At 73.1% G+C, this 16423-nt stretch carries 13 protein-coding genes; 5 read left to right on the forward strand and 8 right to left on the reverse strand.

What is annotated here, in order from left to right:
• Positions 1-28: 28 nt before the first annotated feature.
• The 4 genes from PV341_RS15990 to PV341_RS16005 are packed head-to-tail and all read right to left on the reverse strand — an operon-like array spanning position 29 to position 4456.
• Positions 29-1288: an ABC transporter permease gene (locus PV341_RS15990; protein WP_500326975.1), complete on the reverse strand. Its 1260-nt coding sequence runs from the start codon at positions 1286-1288 to the stop codon at positions 29-31.
• A complete protein-coding gene (locus PV341_RS15995) occupies positions 1285-2025 on the reverse strand; it encodes an ABC transporter ATP-binding protein (RefSeq protein ID WP_500326977.1) in 741 nt (246 codons plus the stop codon). Before PV341_RS15995 ends, PV341_RS15990 begins: the two co-directional genes overlap by 4 nt.
• Positions 2022-3506: a peptidoglycan-binding protein gene (locus PV341_RS16000; protein ID WP_500326979.1), complete on the reverse strand. Its 1485-nt coding sequence runs from the start codon at positions 3504-3506 to the stop codon at positions 2022-2024. The genes PV341_RS15995 and PV341_RS16000 overlap by 4 nt, the downstream gene beginning before the upstream one ends.
• Positions 3503-4456, reverse strand: coding sequence for a hypothetical protein (locus PV341_RS16005; RefSeq protein ID WP_500326981.1), 954 nt, complete (start codon positions 4454-4456; stop codon positions 3503-3505). Before PV341_RS16005 ends, PV341_RS16000 begins: the two co-directional genes overlap by 4 nt.
• A gap of 293 nt (positions 4457-4749) precedes the next feature.
• Between PV341_RS16005 and PV341_RS16010 the strand changes: the two genes are divergently transcribed.
• The 3 genes from PV341_RS16010 to PV341_RS16020 all read left to right on the forward strand — a co-directional run bounded on the left by PV341_RS16010 (position 4750) and on the right by PV341_RS16020 (position 8527).
• Positions 4750-5526, forward strand: coding sequence for a hypothetical protein (locus PV341_RS16010; RefSeq protein WP_500326983.1), 777 nt, complete (start codon positions 4750-4752; stop codon positions 5524-5526).
• Between the two features lie 125 nt (positions 5527-5651).
• Positions 5652-6212 carry an AMIN-like domain-containing (lipo)protein gene (locus tag PV341_RS16015; RefSeq protein ID WP_500326985.1) on the forward strand — a complete coding sequence of 187 codons (561 nt, stop codon included), beginning with the start codon at positions 5652-5654 and terminating at the stop codon, positions 6210-6212.
• A 248-nt stretch (positions 6213-6460) separates the two neighbouring features.
• On the forward strand, positions 6461-8527 hold the full coding sequence (locus PV341_RS16020) for a DUF1996 domain-containing protein (RefSeq protein ID WP_500358150.1): 2067 nt from the start codon (positions 6461-6463) through the stop codon (positions 8525-8527).
• 78 nt (positions 8528-8605) lie between these two features.
• On the opposite strand, the gene PV341_RS16025 is transcribed toward PV341_RS16020, so the two are convergent.
• Together PV341_RS16025 and PV341_RS16030 are read right to left on the reverse strand one after the other, a co-directional pair.
• Positions 8606-9985: a hypothetical protein gene (locus PV341_RS16025; RefSeq protein ID WP_500326988.1), complete on the reverse strand. Its 1380-nt coding sequence runs from the start codon at positions 9983-9985 to the stop codon at positions 8606-8608.
• A gap of 4 nt (positions 9986-9989) precedes the next feature.
• Positions 9990-11093 (reverse strand): hypothetical protein, encoded by a 1104-nt coding sequence (locus tag PV341_RS16030; RefSeq protein WP_500326990.1) that lies wholly within the window; start codon positions 11091-11093, stop codon positions 9990-9992.
• A 511-nt stretch (positions 11094-11604) separates the two neighbouring features.
• Here PV341_RS16030 and PV341_RS16035 point away from each other — a divergent pair.
• Together PV341_RS16035 and PV341_RS16040 are read left to right on the forward strand one after the other, a co-directional pair.
• Positions 11605-13815 carry a HelD family protein gene (locus PV341_RS16035; protein WP_500358157.1) on the forward strand — a complete coding sequence of 737 codons (2211 nt, stop codon included), beginning with the start codon at positions 11605-11607 and terminating at the stop codon, positions 13813-13815.
• 118 nt (positions 13816-13933) lie between these two features.
• Entirely contained in the window at positions 13934-14674 is a 741-nt protein-coding gene (locus PV341_RS16040) for a DUF6193 family natural product biosynthesis protein (RefSeq protein ID WP_500358151.1), read from the forward strand.
• 403 nt (positions 14675-15077) lie between these two features.
• Here PV341_RS16040 and PV341_RS16045 read toward each other — a convergent pair whose 3' ends face one another.
• Together PV341_RS16045 and PV341_RS16050 are read right to left on the reverse strand one after the other, a co-directional pair.
• Entirely contained in the window at positions 15078-15287 is a 210-nt protein-coding gene (locus tag PV341_RS16045) for a cupin domain-containing protein (RefSeq protein ID WP_500358153.1), read from the reverse strand.
• Between the two features lie 137 nt (positions 15288-15424).
• Positions 15425-15682, reverse strand: coding sequence for a hypothetical protein (locus tag PV341_RS16050; RefSeq protein WP_500326995.1), 258 nt, complete (start codon positions 15680-15682; stop codon positions 15425-15427).
• Between the last annotated feature and the right edge of the window lie 741 nt (positions 15683-16423).

The raw sequence follows: 16423 nt of genomic DNA on the forward strand, positions 1-16423 counted from the left end.
TCCGCCCGGGGCCCGCGGCGGCGCGGGGTCAGGACGGGGCGCGGAGGGCATCCACGGGTTCCATCCGGGCGGCGCGCAGGGCGGGGTAGAGGCCGGCGAGGAGGCCGACCAGGGCGCCGGCGACCGGGGCGCCCAGGGCGAGGCGGAGGTCCAGGACGGGCGTCCAGTCCTTCACGGCGGCCACGCTGACGACGACCACCACGCCGAGGGCCGCGCCCACGACGCCGCCGAGGAGTCCGATGGTGGTGGACTCCGCCAGGAACTGCCCGGCCACCTGGCGCCGGGATGCGCCCAGGGCCCGGCGCAGCCCGATCTCGCCGACGCGTTCCATCACGGTGACGAGGGTGACGTTGGCGATGCCGATGGCGCCCACGACCAGCGAGACCAGCCCGAGGACCAGGAACAGGCCGTTGACGTCGCCCTGGACACCCTTCCTGGCCTTGGACAGGTCCGGTGGGGCGGTCACGGTGAGCGCCTCCTCGTGTCCGGGGGACAGGGCGATCGGCGCCTGCCGGGCGACCTGCCGGGCCGCGCCGAGGGAGGTGTTGACCAGGACCCGGGTCACGTTGTCCATGCCCATCCGGTCCGCCGCCGTGGTCGGGGGCAGGATCACCGAGGCGGACAGGCGCTGCTCGCGCTGGAACCCGCCGAGCACGCCGATCACCGTGTACGACTGCCCCTTGAAGAAGACGGCTGGGGCGTCGCGTACGTCGTCGATGCCCAGCAGCCGGGCCGCCTGGTCGCCGAGGACGGCGACCCGGTCGTGACGTGCGATGTCACCGGTGTCGAAGAACCGGCCGGTGGCCATCGTGCCGCGGACCGCCTCCGGCAGCGCCGGGGTGGCGGCGACGACCGCCAGGGTCTGCTCGGTCAGCGCGCCGGGGGCGACCACGTCGTTCGCCCGGACCTGGACGTTCGCGCTGTCCTCGGAATCGGAGAGCGCGGCGGCCGACTGCACACCGGCGAGGCGCTCGACCGCCTCGACACCCGGCCAGTCCACCAGCGGCGGGTCGGCGGACCCCGGCTGCGGGGCCGGCACCACGACGGTCACCGAGGTGGCGGTGAGGGCGTCGAAGCGGCCGACGATCTGGTTCGCCGCCGTCGAGGCCACGCCGATCGTGATGACCAGCGTGCCGATGCCCAGCACCGTACCCAAGGTCGTCAGGGCGGAACGGACCGGGCGGGCGAGCACCCCGGCCAGGGACTCCGACCACAGGTCCCGCGGGTCCATGAAGGGGCGCTCGTGGGCGGGGGCGCGGCGCCGCACGCCACGGATGCCGGGCCTCATGCGCCCTCCTGCCGCAGCATGCCGTCGCGGATCCGCACCCGCCGGCCGGCCCGCCCGCTCACGGCGTCGTCGTGGGTGATCACGAGCAACGTCATGCCCTGGGCCTGCAGTTCGTCGAAGAGCGCGAGCACCGACTCGGTGTTCTCGCTGTCGAGGTTGCCCGTCGGCTCGTCGCACAGCAGCAGGGCGGGCTCGCCCATCAGGGCCCGGGCGATGGCCACCCGTTGCCGTTCGCCGCCGGACAGGCGGCCCGGCAGGAAGCCGAAGCGGTGCCCGAGTCCGACCCGCGTCAGTGCGGCCCGGGCGCGCTCGGCACGGGTGCGGCGCGCACGGCCCGGGCGAGGGGTCCGGTAGGTCTCGGCGAGCATGACGTTCTCGTCAACGGTCCGGTACGGCAGCAGGTGGAAGGACTGGAACACGAAGCCGATGCGGGCACCGCGCAGCGCCGTACGCTCGGGATCGCTCAGGGTGTTGGTGAGGACCCCGTCGAGCCAGTAGCTGCCCGACGTGGGCCGGTCCAGCAGGCCCAGGGTGTTGAGCAGCGTGGACTTCCCCGAGCCGGAGGGGCCGACGATCGACAGGTGTTCCCCTCTCCTGACCTCCAGGTGCACGTCGCGCAGGGCGTGCACGGGAGGGTCGGTGTCGAACACCCGGCTCAGGCCGCTGAGCCGGATCACGGTGTCCGGGTCCGGCGCCTGCTCAGGGGCCGGGCGGGGCGGTACGGGTCTGCGCCTCACCGTCCGACCACCACCTGGTCGCCCTCGTCCAGCGAGCCGCCGTCCGCCCTCACCTCGACCTGCCCGGCGGCCGAGAGGCCCACGGTGACGGGCACGTTCACCACCTCGCCGTCGCGGTCCACCCGCACCCGGGCCTTGCCGTCGGCGCTGGTGTGGACCGCGGCTACGGGCACTACCAGGACGGCGCCCTTCGAGGCGCCCACCTCGATGGTCACCTTGGCGGTGCCGCCCGCCTGGTCCTTCAACGGGCCGGGTTCGGGTACGGAGATCACCAGCTGGACCGGAGCGGACGGGTCGGCGCCCGGCTCCGCGCCGGCGTCGGCACCGGGTTCGGTCCCGCCCTCGTCCTTCGCGTCCGCGCCGGTGCCGTCGCCGTCCTTTCCGGTGTCCGCCTGGTTCCCGGCGCCGCCCACCTGCGCGACGACGCCGCGTACACGGGTGCCGTCCGCCGTCTCGATCCGTGCGGTCATGCCCTCGCGCAACGCGGAGCCGTCGGCTCCGGGCACGACCGCCCGCACCACCACGTCGGAGCTCGTCACGGTGGCGACCTCGCCGGCCGGGGTGTCACCCAGGCGCACCTTGACCTTGTCGACCCGGACCGGCAGATCGGGCAGGAAGACGACTTCGCCCGCCGGGACCTTGGTGCCGTACGTGGCGGTGAACGCGCTGAGCGCCGCGTTGGCCCGGTCCAGCCGCTGCCGCGCGGAGCGCAGTTCGAGGGCCGACGCCTCGCCGGAGGCCGGCGGGCCCGCCGTGCCGGAACCGGCCTTGCCGCTGTCAGCCCCGCTGTCGCCTCCGCCTTCGCCCCCGCTGTCGGCTCCGCCGCCCTGCGCCGCGAGGACCGCGAGCTGCGCGTCGGTGACGGCGGCCTCCAGGTCGCCCAGCTGCTGCTGGTCGGCGACGCCCGGCTGCTGCGGCGTGAACCCCTTGCCCTGGTACCAGCGGGTCACCGCCGACGCGGTGCCCTGCCGGTAGTTCCCGGTGACGGCTCCCGGATCGTGCCCGATCCTGCGCAGCGCGCTCTGCAACTGCCTGACGTCGTCGCCCGAACTGCTGGGGCCGAGGGCCCGGTACATCGGGACCGAGCCGCGCAGCACGAACACCGGACGGCCGTTCACCTGCATCAGGACGCTGCCCTCGCGCAGTGTGGCACCGGCCTGCGGGAGCCTGGTGACCCGCTGGGTCGCCTCACCGTCCCCGGAACCGCCCGCGGACCCGACGGACCCGGACAGCGACACCCCGTGCGGTGCCCCGAACTCCACGCCGCCCTGAGCGATGACGTTCGCGGTCAGTTTCCGGCGTTCCACGGCGACGGTGACCGGACCCGCCTCCGGCGGCCGGCGCGAGGCGGCGGCGTCGGCGGGCGACTGCATCTGGGTACCGGCGAACCAGCCGCCCGCGCCGACGAGCGCGACGACGCCCACGATCATCCCGACCTGCTTGCCGCGCCCGTTCGGGCCGCTCGGCAGACGCCGGCTCATCCGGTGATCCCGTAGAGGGGGTGCTTGGCGAGCTTGGGGAAGTAGGCGGCCCGGAACTCCTTGCCGCACTCCAGGTCCTTGCGGGCGATGGTGATCTCCTGGGCGAGCTTGGCCCGCGCCGTGTCCTGGTCCATCTTCTGGACGCCGTCCTGCGGAGTCTGCTGGGCCGTCGCGAACTTCACCATGTCCCCGATGGCGGTCGGCTGCGTCGTCGTCACCGCGATGCCCTCGTCACGCAGGCAGGACGCGAACCGCTGCGCCAGGGAGATCAACCGGGGATCCCCGTTGAGGGCCTGCTTCGCGGCGCGGTCCCGCTCCTCGTTCGCGGCGTGCTCACGGTCGAGTTCGGCCTGGGACTTCTCCGGCCCGTAGGCCTTCTCGATCCCCTCCTTCACACATCCCGGGAGCATCACCTTCTTCCCGCTCGCGAGTTGCTTCGCGGTGCCCATCGCCTTGTCGTAGGCCTTCCGCTGGGCCGGGGACAGTGCGTTGAGGTAGGCCTCGTCCGGGTTGGTCATCTCCCGGGCCTCGTGGGCCTTGCTGCCGGGGACGTCGGGGTCGTCCGGGTAGACGGCGCCCGCGAAGAAGCCGAAGCCGTACTTGTCGCGGTACTTCTTGGCCAGTTCGTAATCCTGACCGTCGACCGGGATGGCGGCGGTTTCCACGCCCGACACGTGCGGCGTGTAGGTGAAGCCCTTCTTCCGCATGCAGGCGGCAATGGTGTTCTGCGACACGTATTGCTGTCTGGTCCCCTCGTCGGCTCCCTCGGGAACGGTCAGTTCACCGTTGACGGCGGCCCGCGAGGGCGACGTGTGGCCGTCGGAGGAGGAGCCGGCGGGTGCGGCGGAACCGCCGTCGCCCTGGGTGCATCCGGCGAGCGCCAGGGTGAGCGCGAGGACACCGGCGGCCGCGGCCGGCCGCAGTGCACGCGTGGTGGGTGTGGGAGCCATGTCGTTCCATCACTTCGTTCGAAAGGTGTCACGGCGGGGCGATGCGCCCCGTTGACGTCCTCAACCCGGTGGACCACCGCTCAGGGACGAGCCGTTTCCGGCGATGTGACGCACATCACGGTTCGGGGCGGGAGGCCTGGTCGGCGGCGGGTGTTCCCCGGGCAACCGAACGGCGCCCCACCTGGTTGGAACAGGAGTGAGGAGTTCAACCGGGAAGGGAGCGCGATGGCAGGGGGCCTGCACGGTGCGGGAGTCGGGGCCGGGCTGCCGTCCCGTGGAGGGGAGTGAGGACCATGCGCGCCGCACCTGACGAGCAGTGGCACGAGACGGAACAGGCGCTGCGCCGCCTCCTGCGCGACGTGGTGCCGCAGACCGCCGGCCCCGCCGACCGCATGACGCGGATCAGGCGGCGTGTGCAGCGGCGCCGGCGGCGCCGCGCGGCAGCCGCCGGCGCGGCCACGGCGGTGGCCGCCGTCGTGGCCTGCGTGACCCTCGCACCGGGGCTGTGGCCACCGGGCGGGGCACGGACGCCGGCCGACGCGGCGGGACAGCGGCACGCCCTCCCCGCAGCGACGCCCTCGCCGGGAGCCACGGGGGACCGCACGACGGTACGCCTCCTGAGCGGCACCGGACTGACGCTGCGGGTACCGCGGACCTGGCACAGCCTGTCCGTCGACGACCGCGGCACGGCGACGGGCTTCGTCGCCTCGCAGCTCCTGAGCCTCCCGTCACGCGACTCCTGCCCCGACCTGGCGGAGGAAGCGCTGCCCGCCTGCGAGCCGCTGGAGGAACTCGGCGAGGACGGGGTGCTGATGACGTTCCGGACCGCCGTGACGGGCAAGGCCGGCCCGGCGACGCCCCTCACCCTGGGCGATCCGGTGGCCGCGGGAAAGGGGTGCCAGGTACTGCGGGGCGACACGGAGATCCTCGCCTGGGGTTACGGCCGCTCGGCGGCGTACGGCAAGCCCTTCGAGGTGCGCATCGACGTGTGCCTGCGCGCACCGTCGGACGCCACCCTCACCACGGTCACGGAGGCCCTGAAGTCGGCGTTCTCCAGCGCCGGCGGCTGACGGGAGACGGCGGGCCCGTGGACCGACCGGCGACGGCGCGTTCCAGGGCGTCCCGGCACAACCAAACCCTTGCCCGGCATGTCGTACATCGAAAGCAGGCAAGAGCCGCAATGCAAGGGGGAACCATGCGTGCGAAACGATACGGGGCGGTCCTGGCCGCCCTGGTGATGGCGGGTGCGGGGGTGGCCGTGGCAGCGCCCGCGGTGGCCGCGGCGCCCGCGGCGGCGTGCCCGACGGGCTGGGGCAGCCTCCCGAAGTCCGGCACCGACGCCGACCTCGGGTCACTGACCGACATCAGGACCGGCAGCCACGAGTGCTACGACCGTGTGGTGTTCGACGTGCCCACCGCAGGCACGGACGCGATCGGCTACACCGTGCAGTACGTCGACGCCGTCCACCAGGACGGCTCGGGGCGGGTCATACCGGTCTCCGGTGGGGCGATCATCGAGATCCGGGTGGCCGCCCCCTCGTACGACCCGCAGACCGGCGCCGCGACGTACCCGGGCCGCGCGGGGCGGACGCTGCCGGGCGTCGACCTGACCGGCTACCGGACCTTCCGGGACGCGAGGTTCGCGTCGAGCTTCGAGGGTGACACGCAGGTGGGCCTCGGTGTGCGGGCCCGGCTGCCGTTCCGGGTGTTCCAGCTCTCCGACCGTCTGGTGATCGACGTGGCCCACACCTGGTGAGGTGCTCCCGCCGGCCGGGCCCGGTGGCGTGGCGCCACCGGGCCCGGTCTGGGCGGCCACGGCCTTGACCAGTAACTCCTGTGAATTCCTGGGGCGGTTGAACACTCCGGGGGTGGTGTCCGTATGTGTGGACGGCTTGTCGTGTTCAGGCCGCCAATCATCAGGCGCGCAGGAGGGTTTCCTTGGTACGCAATTCGCGCAGACGTGCTACCGGCACACGTAGTGGCACCTTTGTAGCCGTCGCCCTGATGCTGGGAGGCGGTGTCCTGGTGACGGCGAACGTGTTCGCCTCGGCGACCGAGGGGGACTCGTCGGGTCAGACGGCCCAGACGACCTCCGCGGGCCAGGCGATCACGGTCGACTGTCCGGACGTCGGCACGGAGCTCACCTCCGTGCCCGAGCAGGCGAAGGAGGACGTCGACAAGGAACTCGCCCTCCTGGACCAGCAGATAGCCGAGGCCTACCAGAGGCTGAAGGAGACGTCGGCGGCCCAGCAGCAGGACCCCGGTTTCGTGGACAACGCGGTCCTGGGCCCGCTGAAGGACAAGCGCGCCGCGACGATCGCGCGCATCCTGCAGGCCATCGACCGCGTGGGGGACCCCCCGCAGGGCGTCGAGGGCCTCGCGGGGTGCACGGTCCGCTCCACCGATGCCCAGGAAGGCCAGCAGGGACAGGAGGGCCAGCAGGGTCAGGAGGGCAGCGCGCAGCCGTCCACGGGTGACGGCGGCCAGAACGGCCAGGGCGCCCCGGCCGGACAGGGCGGCAACGGCCCTGTCGTGGCGGACTTCGCCGACATCATGAGCGTGAACCCGAACGCGCCGCGCGGCCCGCAGCCGTCGGACGCCTCTTCCGGCACGTTCTCGTCCGAATGCGGTGTCAACGCAGGCGGCCTGTTCAACTCCGACAACATCATCGTCGCCCCCGGAGTGACCAACGGCGCCCACCACTTCCACGACTACATCGGCAACCAGTCCAACAACGGACTCGCCACCATCGACGACCTCGCCGAGGCGGAGACGAGCTGCAAGGACCAGGGCGACAAGTCGTCGTACTACTGGCCCGTGCTGCGCGTGCAGGACGGCACCGTGGAGCGGGACGCCGGGGCGCCCGGCGGCGGCACCGAAGGCAACGCCGGGAAGATCGTGACCCCCAAGGAGGTCACGCTCACGTTCGTCGGCAACCCCGTCAGCAAGGTCACGCCCATGCCGCGCCTGCTGCGCATCATCACGGGCGACGCGAAGGCCTTCGTCAACGGGCCGGCCAACGCCAACGCCTCCTGGAGCTGCACGGGTCTGGAGGACCGGCAGCTGAAGGACAAGTACCCGCTCTGCCCCGACGGCAGCGACGTGGTCCGCACCTTCCGGTTCCAGAGCTGCTGGGACGGCCAGAACGTCGACAGCGCCAACCACCGCACCCACGTGGCCTTCGCCGACGCGGGCGGCAACTGCCCGCAGGGCTTCAAGGCCATCCCGCAGCTCGTCCAGCGCATCGTGTACGACGTCCGGACGCCGAGCGTCCAGGACGGCGGCAAGACGGTGCCGTTGTTCGCGGTGGACTCCTTCCCCGAGAACCTGCACAAGCCGATCACCGACCACGGCGACTTCATCAACATCTTCGACGAGGGCCTGATGCAGGAGGTGGCCGACTGCATCAACCAGGGCCGCACCTGCGGCGCCGGCGACGACGGTGCAGAGGAGCCCGGCAACGGCGGGAACGGCGACCCGGGTACGGAGGAGCCCGGCAACGGCGGGAACGACGACCCCGGTACGGAGGAGCCCGGCAACGGCGGGAACGACGACCCCGGTACGGAGGAGCCCGGCAACGGGGGCAACGACGACCCCGGTACGGAGGAGCCCGGCAACGGGGGCAACGACGACCCCGGCGCCGAAGAACCGGGCAACGGCGGGAACGACGACCCCGGCGCCGAGGAGCCCCCGGCGGACAACCCGGACGACGACCAGAACGGAGGCGACGACACCCCCGACGCTCCTGTCACGGTGACGCCCAAGGCCGACACCACGCCTACGGCGGGCCAGGACGACACCGCCAACCCCCCCGCCGGCGGCCACCAGCACCACGGCGAGGAGCAGGGCGGGCAGCAGGGCGAGGAGCAGGGCGGCCAGCAGACGACGGCGCCCGGGCAGTCCCCCGCCCCCGGCGGGTTCGCCCCGAGCCCCGCGGGACAGGCCAACCAGCAGGCGATCAACGGCGGTCTGGCCGACACCGGGACCAACCTGTGGCCGGCCGGCCTCGGAGCGGTCCTGGCGATCGCGGGATTCCTCCTGCTCCGCCGGGTGAAGCGCGGCGCGCTCTAGCTCCGCTTCCCCTGCGGCCGCAGCGGAGTCCCCCTTGGCGACCGGGCGTACCGCCCGGTCGCCAAGGGCGTCGTCCACCTAGTCGGGGACCCCGGCGCCGTCCAGGAGCCGGTGCATGTCCTCGGCGGGCAGACCGGGGTTGCCGGCGGCGTGATGGGTCGTGCCGGGGTCGTCGAGCAGTTCGCGGATCAGCGGTACGGGCAGCCGCGGGTGACGGGCCGCAGCCCAGCGCCGGTCGGGGTCGCGGGCGAACTCCTCCAGGGTCCGCACGGGCAGGTCCGGGTCGGTCAACGCGAGACGACCTGCCTCGGGGTCCGCCGAGTCCGCGAAGCGCTCCGCGAGGCCCGCGGCGGGGAACCGCGGGTGGTTGGCGAACCACTCGACCGCGCGGTGGGTGCCGTTGAGGTAGAGGTCCAGCAGCGTTTCCGGCGGCGGTTCCGGGTGGAACTCGCACAGCAGGAGCCGCACGGCGAAGTCCTCGTCGCGGGACAGCAGTTCGACGTACTCGGGCTCCAGGCCGGGGCACACGGCGGCGCTGCGGCGCAGCCACGTGTGCGCGGAGGTCGCACATCGCCGCAGGACCTCCGGGTCGTCCTGGGCCTCCCGAACCCAGTCCAGCGCGTCCAGGCGGTCCTCGGGGCCCACGGTGTAGTCGACGGCCGCGCGTTCCCGCTCCGTCAGCTCCGGCCTGGCGGAGACGACCAGCCGCACGTGCGGATCCGGGTGGGTGGCCAACCGCGCGACGAGGTCCGGTGGGAGGGAGGGGTTGGCGGCGACGGCCCCCGGGCGGTCGCCGGTGACCAGGCGTTCGGCGAGCTCGCGGCTGAGCAGCCCGCCGCGGAGCACCCTGGCCAGGTCCCAGGGGTTCGTGAGGCTCTCCACGAGCCAGGCCGTGCGTTCTGCGTCCTGATGGCAGACGCGCATTGCGGCGGCGCGTCGCACATCGAGGTCGTCGTCGTGGAGCAGCGCTTCCTTGGCGTCGTCGGTGAGGGAGTCCCACGCGCGGCAGGCCGCCTGGCGCAGGGGGCCGTCCGCATGGTCCGCAAGTCGCGCCAGGAGGTGGCCGGGCACGAGGCGCGAGATGACGGTCTCGCAGCGGATCCGCCCGTCCGGGTGGGCGAGGAGACGTTCGTACGCCCAGTCGGGCAGCGGGTCCACGCGTGTCCTGTACGGCGTCGGGCCGATGGCCAGGCCCAGGATGACCCGCGGCGACGGATCGTCAAGGAGGCGGGCCCGCTGGGCCGGGTCCGCGTTCTCGCTCTCGGCGAAGCATGCCCGTAGCGCCGGGTCCGGGTCCGTCAGGATCGCGTCGACCACTTCCAATGGCAGACCTCTTCGCTGGGCGACGTTCCGTCTGATGACCCGGTCGTCGTGCCTGAGCAGTCGCAGCAGGACGTCCGCGGGCGCGGAGGGATTCCAGGACAGATACGCCAGGGCGGCGACGTGGTGGTCGGCCATGGTGTCAGGAACCCCCCACCGCGCGGCGCTCGGCGACCCGGAGCGTGGTGGCGGCCGCCACGCCCGCCGCAAGGCCGAAGGTCAGCGCGGCCGGGACCCCGATGCCCAGACTGGCGGAGAGGGACAGCAGCCCCCAGTGCAGACCGGCACCGTCCACGGTGACCCGCAGCAACTGCGAGGCGATCAGCCCGAGGACGGTCGCGCAGACCGCGCCGACCGCCATCGCGGGGAACGTGGCCCGTGTCAGCAGTACGGGCAGCCGCCGCAGCATCCACCACACCACGGCGAGCAGCAGCAGGTCGGCGGCGCGGGCCAGGAGCCAGTCGGTCAGCGGGCCGCCTGACGGGGTCGTCCAGGCACCGAGGAGCAGCCACTGGCGCAGCAGGTCGCCCGGTTCGGAGAGCAGGCCGATGCCGGGGGAGTAGGTCTGGAGGGCGGCGGCGACCGACTGGTACGAGAGCACCACGAGGGACACCGCGACCACCGCCGTCCCGACGGTCGCGGCCAGCCGGCCCGCACGCGCCGGGACGACCGCCTGGGGGAGCGGGTCCGCGCCCTTGGCCGTGATGCGCGCCGTGAGCACCGTCACCGCCGCCGCGAGCAGCGCGGCCACCGCGACGGCCTCCCGCCCGGTGGTGATCACCGCGGCCAGCTGGGGCAGGAAGCGGTAGCTGCCGTGCCCGTGCGAGGCGATCAGCCACGGCGCGGAGACGGTGACCGCCAGCGTTCCGGCCACCAGGCCCCACGCCCACACCGCGAGCAGCGTGGCGGGCCACCGGCCGTGCACCGGGGGCAGCCTGCGCAGCAGGAGCAGCGCCCCGGGCACGAAGGACGCGAAGACCGCGGCGAACCGGATCTGCAGCCCGGTCCTGTACAGCGTGAGGTAGTCGGTGCCGCCGGTCGGCGCGCCGAAGGGCTGCCCCCAGCCCGGCGGGTCGTACGACCAGGGGGTCAGCCACGTGCCGAGTTCCGTGGCCGCCCGGCCGCCGATCACGTCGACGGTGCCCGGCAGGTTCAGCGCGTGCGCGCTCGACCCCGCCCACCACAACAGCGCCGTGAGCAGCAATCCCCCGGTCAGGACCGGTATCGCCGCACGCCGGTAGGTCATCGTCCGCCCCCGCTTCGATCGTTCGTCCAGCGGGCGTTGATCATAGGGGCACCCGGCCCCTCCGGATCCCGCAGCTCCCGGGTGCCGGCCGCCACCGGCGGTTCGATGTGCCCCGTACGCCGACGACAGCGCATGCACTTCATGCCTTCCCACGCCCCGAATTCCGGTTACGGCGGGCGATTCTGCGGCACCCCCAGGGGCTTGCCGCAAGCCCCCCGGTGCGCTGTACGTTGGGAACGGATTGGAGCGGACGAGCTCCTTTCCCTTTCTTTTTTGCGCGCGCCGGAGCCCGCCGGAGGGGCGTCCCGGTACCGTCCCGGCACCTTCGCAGCACCGAGGCCCAGGCCCCGCCCCCGAACGCAGGAAATCCCCGTACCGCAATTGCGGTACGGGGATTTCCTCACGTATATTGAGTGTTTCTGTGCGCGCACAGAAACGGCCCCTCACCGGGGGCCACTGGAATCACCATATCGGACAGGGAGCGAATGTGTCAACTCGCGAAAGAGTCGAACTGCAGAAGGAGCAGGAATTCATCGACCGGCTCTACGAGCGGGTCGACACGCTGCGCGGGGTCGCCACCCGGCGCGTCGAGGACGCGCTGACCCCGGTGGGCAACGGCATGCAGGCCCGTCTCGAACGCGACGTCCTCGTCGCCGAGCGTTCCGGTCTGCTGGCGGCCCTCAACGCGGTCGACGGCTCGCTGTGCTTCGGCCGGATCGACCTCCAGGACGGTGCCGCGCACCACATCGGCCGCATCGGGATCCGTGAGGACGACACCGACCACACCCCGCTCCTGATCGACTGGCGCGCACCGGTCGCCCGGCCGTTCTACGTCGCCACCGGGCACACGCCCATGGGACTGCGCCGGCGCCGGCACATCACCACCGACGGCCGCCGGGTCACCGAGCTGCACGACGAGATCCTCGACCTCGAGGACGACGACCGCAGCGGCTTCGAGGACCGCACCGGCGACGCGGTGCTGCTCGCCGCCCTCAACTCGGCCCGCACCGGCCGCATGGCCGACATCGTGCGGACCATCCAGGCCGACCAGGACCGCATCATCCGCGCTCCGCACCGCGGCGTCCTCGTCGTCGAGGGCGGCCCCGGCACCGGCAAGACCGCGGTCGCGCTGCACCGGGCGGCCTTCCTGCTGTACGAGCACCGTGAGCTGCTGGCCAAGCGCGCGGTCCTGATCGTGGGTCCCAACCCGGCCTTCCTCCGCTACATCGGCGAGGTGCTGCCCGCCCTCGGCGAGACCGGCGTCATGCTCGCCACGCAGGCCGAACTCTTCCCCGGCGTCCACGCCCGCGGCACCGACACCCCGCGCGCGGCGGCCGTCAAGGGCAGCGCGGAGATGGCCGAGGCGCTCGCTCTCGCCCTGCGCGACCGCCAGGTACTGCCCGAGCCCGGTGCGCCGATCGTCATCCCGCACGACGACGGCGAACTCGTCCTGGACTGGGAGATGGCCTACCAGGCCCGGGACGCCGCCCGCGAGACGCGCCAGCCGCACAACCTCGCCCGGCCGTACTTCGCGTTCCACGTCATCGACGCCCTCACCGCGCAGCTCGCCGACCGCATCGGCGCGGACCCGTACGGCGGCCCCAACTTCCTCGGCCCGGACGACCTCGCACAGCTCGGCAAGGGCGTCGCCGCCAGCGCGGGGGTGCGGGCCGCCGTGGCGGAGCTGTGGCCGCTGCTCACCCCGCAGGAGTTCCTCGCCGGCTACCTCGCCGAGCCGGCGTACCTGCCGGACGAGGACGCCCGGGCGATCCGCCGCGCCCCGGACGACGGCGAGTGGACCCCGGCCGACGTGCCGCTCCTGGACGAGGCGGCCGAACTGCTCGGCGTCGACGACAGCGCCGCGCGGGCCGCCGCCGAGGCCGAACGCCAGGAGCAGATCGCCTACGCCCAGGGCGTCCTGGAGGTGTCGCGCGGTTCGGAGTCGTTCGAGTTCGAGGACGCGGAGTCCGAGGTCCTGGCCGCCCACGACATCATCGACGCCGAGCGGATGGCCGACCGGCAGGAGGAGGCCGACCACCGCAGCGCCGCCGAGCGGGCCGCCGCCGACCGTACGTGGGCGTTCGGGCACATCATCGTCGACGAGGCGCAGGAGCTGTCGCCGATGGCGTGGCGCCTGCTGATGCGACGGTCCCCGACCCGCTCGCTGACCCTGGTCGGCGATCCGGCGCAGACCTCGGAGGAGGCGGGCGTCGGCTCCTGGGAGAAGATCCTCGAGCCGTACGTCGGCGACCGCTTCGAGCACGTGCGGCTGGGCGTCAACTACCGTACGCCCGCGGAGATCATGGACCTGGCCGCGCAGGTCGTACGCATCGAGGACCCCGCCTTCGAGCCGCCCCGGTCGGTCCGTTCCACCGGCGAGAAGCCGTGGACGCGGCACGCCGGCGCGGACCTGGCCGGCGCGGTGGCGCGGGCCGTCGCGGAACTGACCCCCCACGAGGGGCGCCTCGCGGTGATCGCGCCGCGCGCGCTGCACGCGGAGATCGCCGCCCCGCTCGACGGGGTCACGGCCGGCGCCGAGCCCGACCTCACCCTGCCCGTGGTGCTGCTCGGCCCCCGGGAGGCCAAGGGGCTGGAGTTCGACCACGTCCTGGTCGTGGAACCGGCACGGTTCGGCACCAGCGACCTGTACGTGGCCCTGACCCGCGCCACTCAGCGCATGGGCATCGTCCACCGCGAGGACCTGCCCGCGTCGCTGCGCTGACCGCCACCCCCACCGCCACCTCACGACCCCGGCCCGGCGCTCACCGGCCGGGGTCGTCCGGAGCCGTACGGGCCGTGCCGGTGTTCCCCGCGCGGCGCGGTGACGCCACACTGGGCGCGTGGACCCCGACCTCTATCCCGACCTGATCGCCGCAGCTGGCCTGTCCGCCGCCCTGGAGCAGGCAGCGGCCGGCCTCGGCGCCGATCTCGTGATCGTGCGTGACGGCGGTGACGCAGTCCTCCAGGCGCGTGTCGCCACCGCCGTGCCCGACCGTGATCCGCTGGTCGTCCACACGTACGCCAAGGAGCGCGGTTTCACGTTCTCCGGATGGAGCCGGGGGGTCGAGCTGATCTCGGGGAGCACGGCCGACCTCGGGGACGTGGTGCGGGTGGGGGCGGCCTGGGGGGACGGCACCGGATTCCGCGACCTGCACCAACGGTTCTCGTTCCTCCACCCCAGCGAGCGCGCCGAAGCCCATGAACGCGGACCGGCCGCCGAGGTCGAGCTGCAGTGGCGAAGGCTGCACGAACAGGCGGCGGAGGCGCCTGACTTCGACGGCTTCCGGCTCCTCGTGCAGGCGGCCCATGCCGAGCCGCGGCTGCGGCAGCTCTTCGCGTTCTCCAGCCACTGGGTACTGGGCTTCAGCGCCCGCACCGGGCACCCGTCCCGGTTGGAGGTGGCCATCGTCCCCGCGCACGACGGCCATCCGTATCGCGTGAAGGACCACCTCCACCTCGGGGACGGTGTGATCGGCGAGGCGGCCACCGCGGAAGAGGCGGTCGCGCTGGCGGTCGCCCACCTCCCCGCCGGGCTCGGACCGGCCGTCGCCGGCACCTCCGCACCCGATGACGGCAGGTGAGCCCTTCGAGGTGCTGCTGGAACGGCTGACGGTGCACCGGTAGCCGGCGGGCGCCGTCGGCGAGTCCGGACCGCCCACCGCGTCCACGCTCCGGCGGCTCGCGCCCACGCTCGGGCTGCACACGCCGGACCTCTTCGTCATCGTAGGCGTCGACGTACCCGGCGATCTCGCTCCCGCCGACCCGAAGCCCGGACGTCGCGTACCGGATCTCGTCCGGCACGCCGTCGCCCTCCCGTCCTGCGCCGGTACGTGGCGTCACTGCCGCCGCCGCACGAGCGGTACCGGACGGCCCCGGCGCCGTCCTCACGGGCCTGCCACGCGACCGCAACCTCGGTTGGATGGCCACGGCCGAGACGTTCTTCCTGATCACGGGCCGCTGCTGGTCCGCGGCACGGGGAAAGGTTCACGGCCTTTCGACCCGGGTGAGGACGATCGCGTAGCGGCACTCGGCATTGCTGGTGTTGGCGAACACGCACGGGACGGGTGCGTCGACTTCGATCGAGTCGCCCGGGCCGAGTTCGTGCACCACATCGCCCTCGTGGAAGGTGAGCCTGCCGTCGAGCACCCAGACGGCCTCCCGCTGGAAGGCCAGGGAAGCCGCCGGATACGGCACGCGGGCATCGAACAGGCCCCTGGAGACCGCCTCCGAGGGGCCTGTTGGCGCTCAAGCGGCATCGAGGAGGCCATCACCCCCGCACCACCAGGCCCGGCCGGAACCCGGCAGCAACCCGCGGGAACCGGACCCCGTGGCTACGGGCTGACGTCGACGTAGTCCGAGGCCCTCTTGCGGACGAAGTAGCCGGTCCCGGTCGCGTCGTCGAAGGTCACCGCCCAGGTGCCGTCCTGGGTCGCCCGCTCCAGATTGAAGAAACGGCCCTTGCCGTCGACGCCCAAGGCGTGCACGTACCGGTAGCTCTTGGCGCCGCGGGGCCGGAAGTACAAGGACACCCGGGTGTCGCGAAGGGCCTTCCAGGTGGTGCCGCTCCGGTACTGGACGGTGCCCCCCACCTTCGTGAGGGCACCCTTCCGCACAGGCTCGGGAGAGGCGTTGAACCCCGTGATCCGGGTGGCCCGCCGGGAGAGGTGGACGCTCTTGGTGACCGCGGTGGCGAGATCGGGGTTGCCCTGGAAACGGGTACGCCAGTAGCCATACAGGTGTGGCTGAAGGTCTCGGCGACGCCGGGCTCGTTGTGGCGGACCGTCACCGGGAGGGTGGCCACGGCCTTCCAGCCGGTCTTGCCGTCCTTGGAGTACTCGAGCGTGACGGCCGGCTTGGCGGGCCAGTGCCCACGGCTGTCCTGGAACTTCACCGAGCCGTCCACGCGCAGCCGGGACCGGTCGTCGAGGCTGGTCTTGACGTTGAGCACGGTCGCGAACGCCACGTGGACGGTCAGGGGCTGCGCCGACTCCGCCGCGAACGGGTCGTCGACACCCCCGAGGACGACCTCGCCGGCGGCGACAGGGCTGCTCGGGGGCACCTTCAGGGTGTACCGGCCCTGGCTGTCGGTGAGCGCGCCGCCGACTTTGTTCCCGCCCTGGGCGTTCGTGTACGAGAGCCACGCGCCGGGCAGCGGCCGCCAGCCGGCGGGCGTCTGGATCTCCGCGAGGCCGGTGACGGTGCCGGTGGCGCCCGGCGCGAGGTTCAACGCATGGGTGTTCACCGAGACCCTGGTGGGGGACTGCACGGTGGTGAGGTCCGTCAACGGCGTCACCGCGTTGATGGTGTGGGGGTCGGCCGCGGAGGAGCGG

Origin of the sequence: Streptomyces sp. PA03-1a (genome assembly GCF_033792805.1) — a bacterium.
Classification (GTDB): Bacteria; Actinomycetota; Actinomycetes; order Streptomycetales; family Streptomycetaceae; genus Actinacidiphila.

What these genes read in the sequence shown, in the direction of transcription:
- PV341_RS15990 (WP_500326975.1), bottom strand. Translation starts at nt 1,288, where the DNA reads ATGAGGCCCGGCATCCGTGGCGTGCGGCGCCGCGCCCCCGCCCACGAG.
- PV341_RS16000 (WP_500326979.1), bottom strand. Translation starts at nt 3,506, where the DNA reads ATGAGCCGGCGTCTGCCGAGCGGCCCGAACGGGCGCGGCAAGCAGGTC.
- PV341_RS16005 (WP_500326981.1), bottom strand. Translation starts at nt 4,456, where the DNA reads ATGGCTCCCACACCCACCACGCGTGCACTGCGGCCGGCCGCGGCCGCC.
- PV341_RS16010 (WP_500326983.1), top strand. Translation starts at nt 4,750, where the DNA reads ATGCGCGCCGCACCTGACGAGCAGTGGCACGAGACGGAACAGGCGCTG.
- PV341_RS16015 (WP_500326985.1), top strand. Translation starts at nt 5,652, where the DNA reads ATGCGTGCGAAACGATACGGGGCGGTCCTGGCCGCCCTGGTGATGGCG.
- PV341_RS16020 (WP_500358150.1), top strand. Translation starts at nt 6,461, where the DNA reads ATGCTGGGAGGCGGTGTCCTGGTGACGGCGAACGTGTTCGCCTCGGCG.
- PV341_RS16025 (WP_500326988.1), bottom strand. Translation starts at nt 9,985, where the DNA reads ATGGCCGACCACCACGTCGCCGCCCTGGCGTATCTGTCCTGGAATCCC.
- PV341_RS16030 (WP_500326990.1), bottom strand. Translation starts at nt 11,093, where the DNA reads ATGACCTACCGGCGTGCGGCGATACCGGTCCTGACCGGGGGATTGCTG.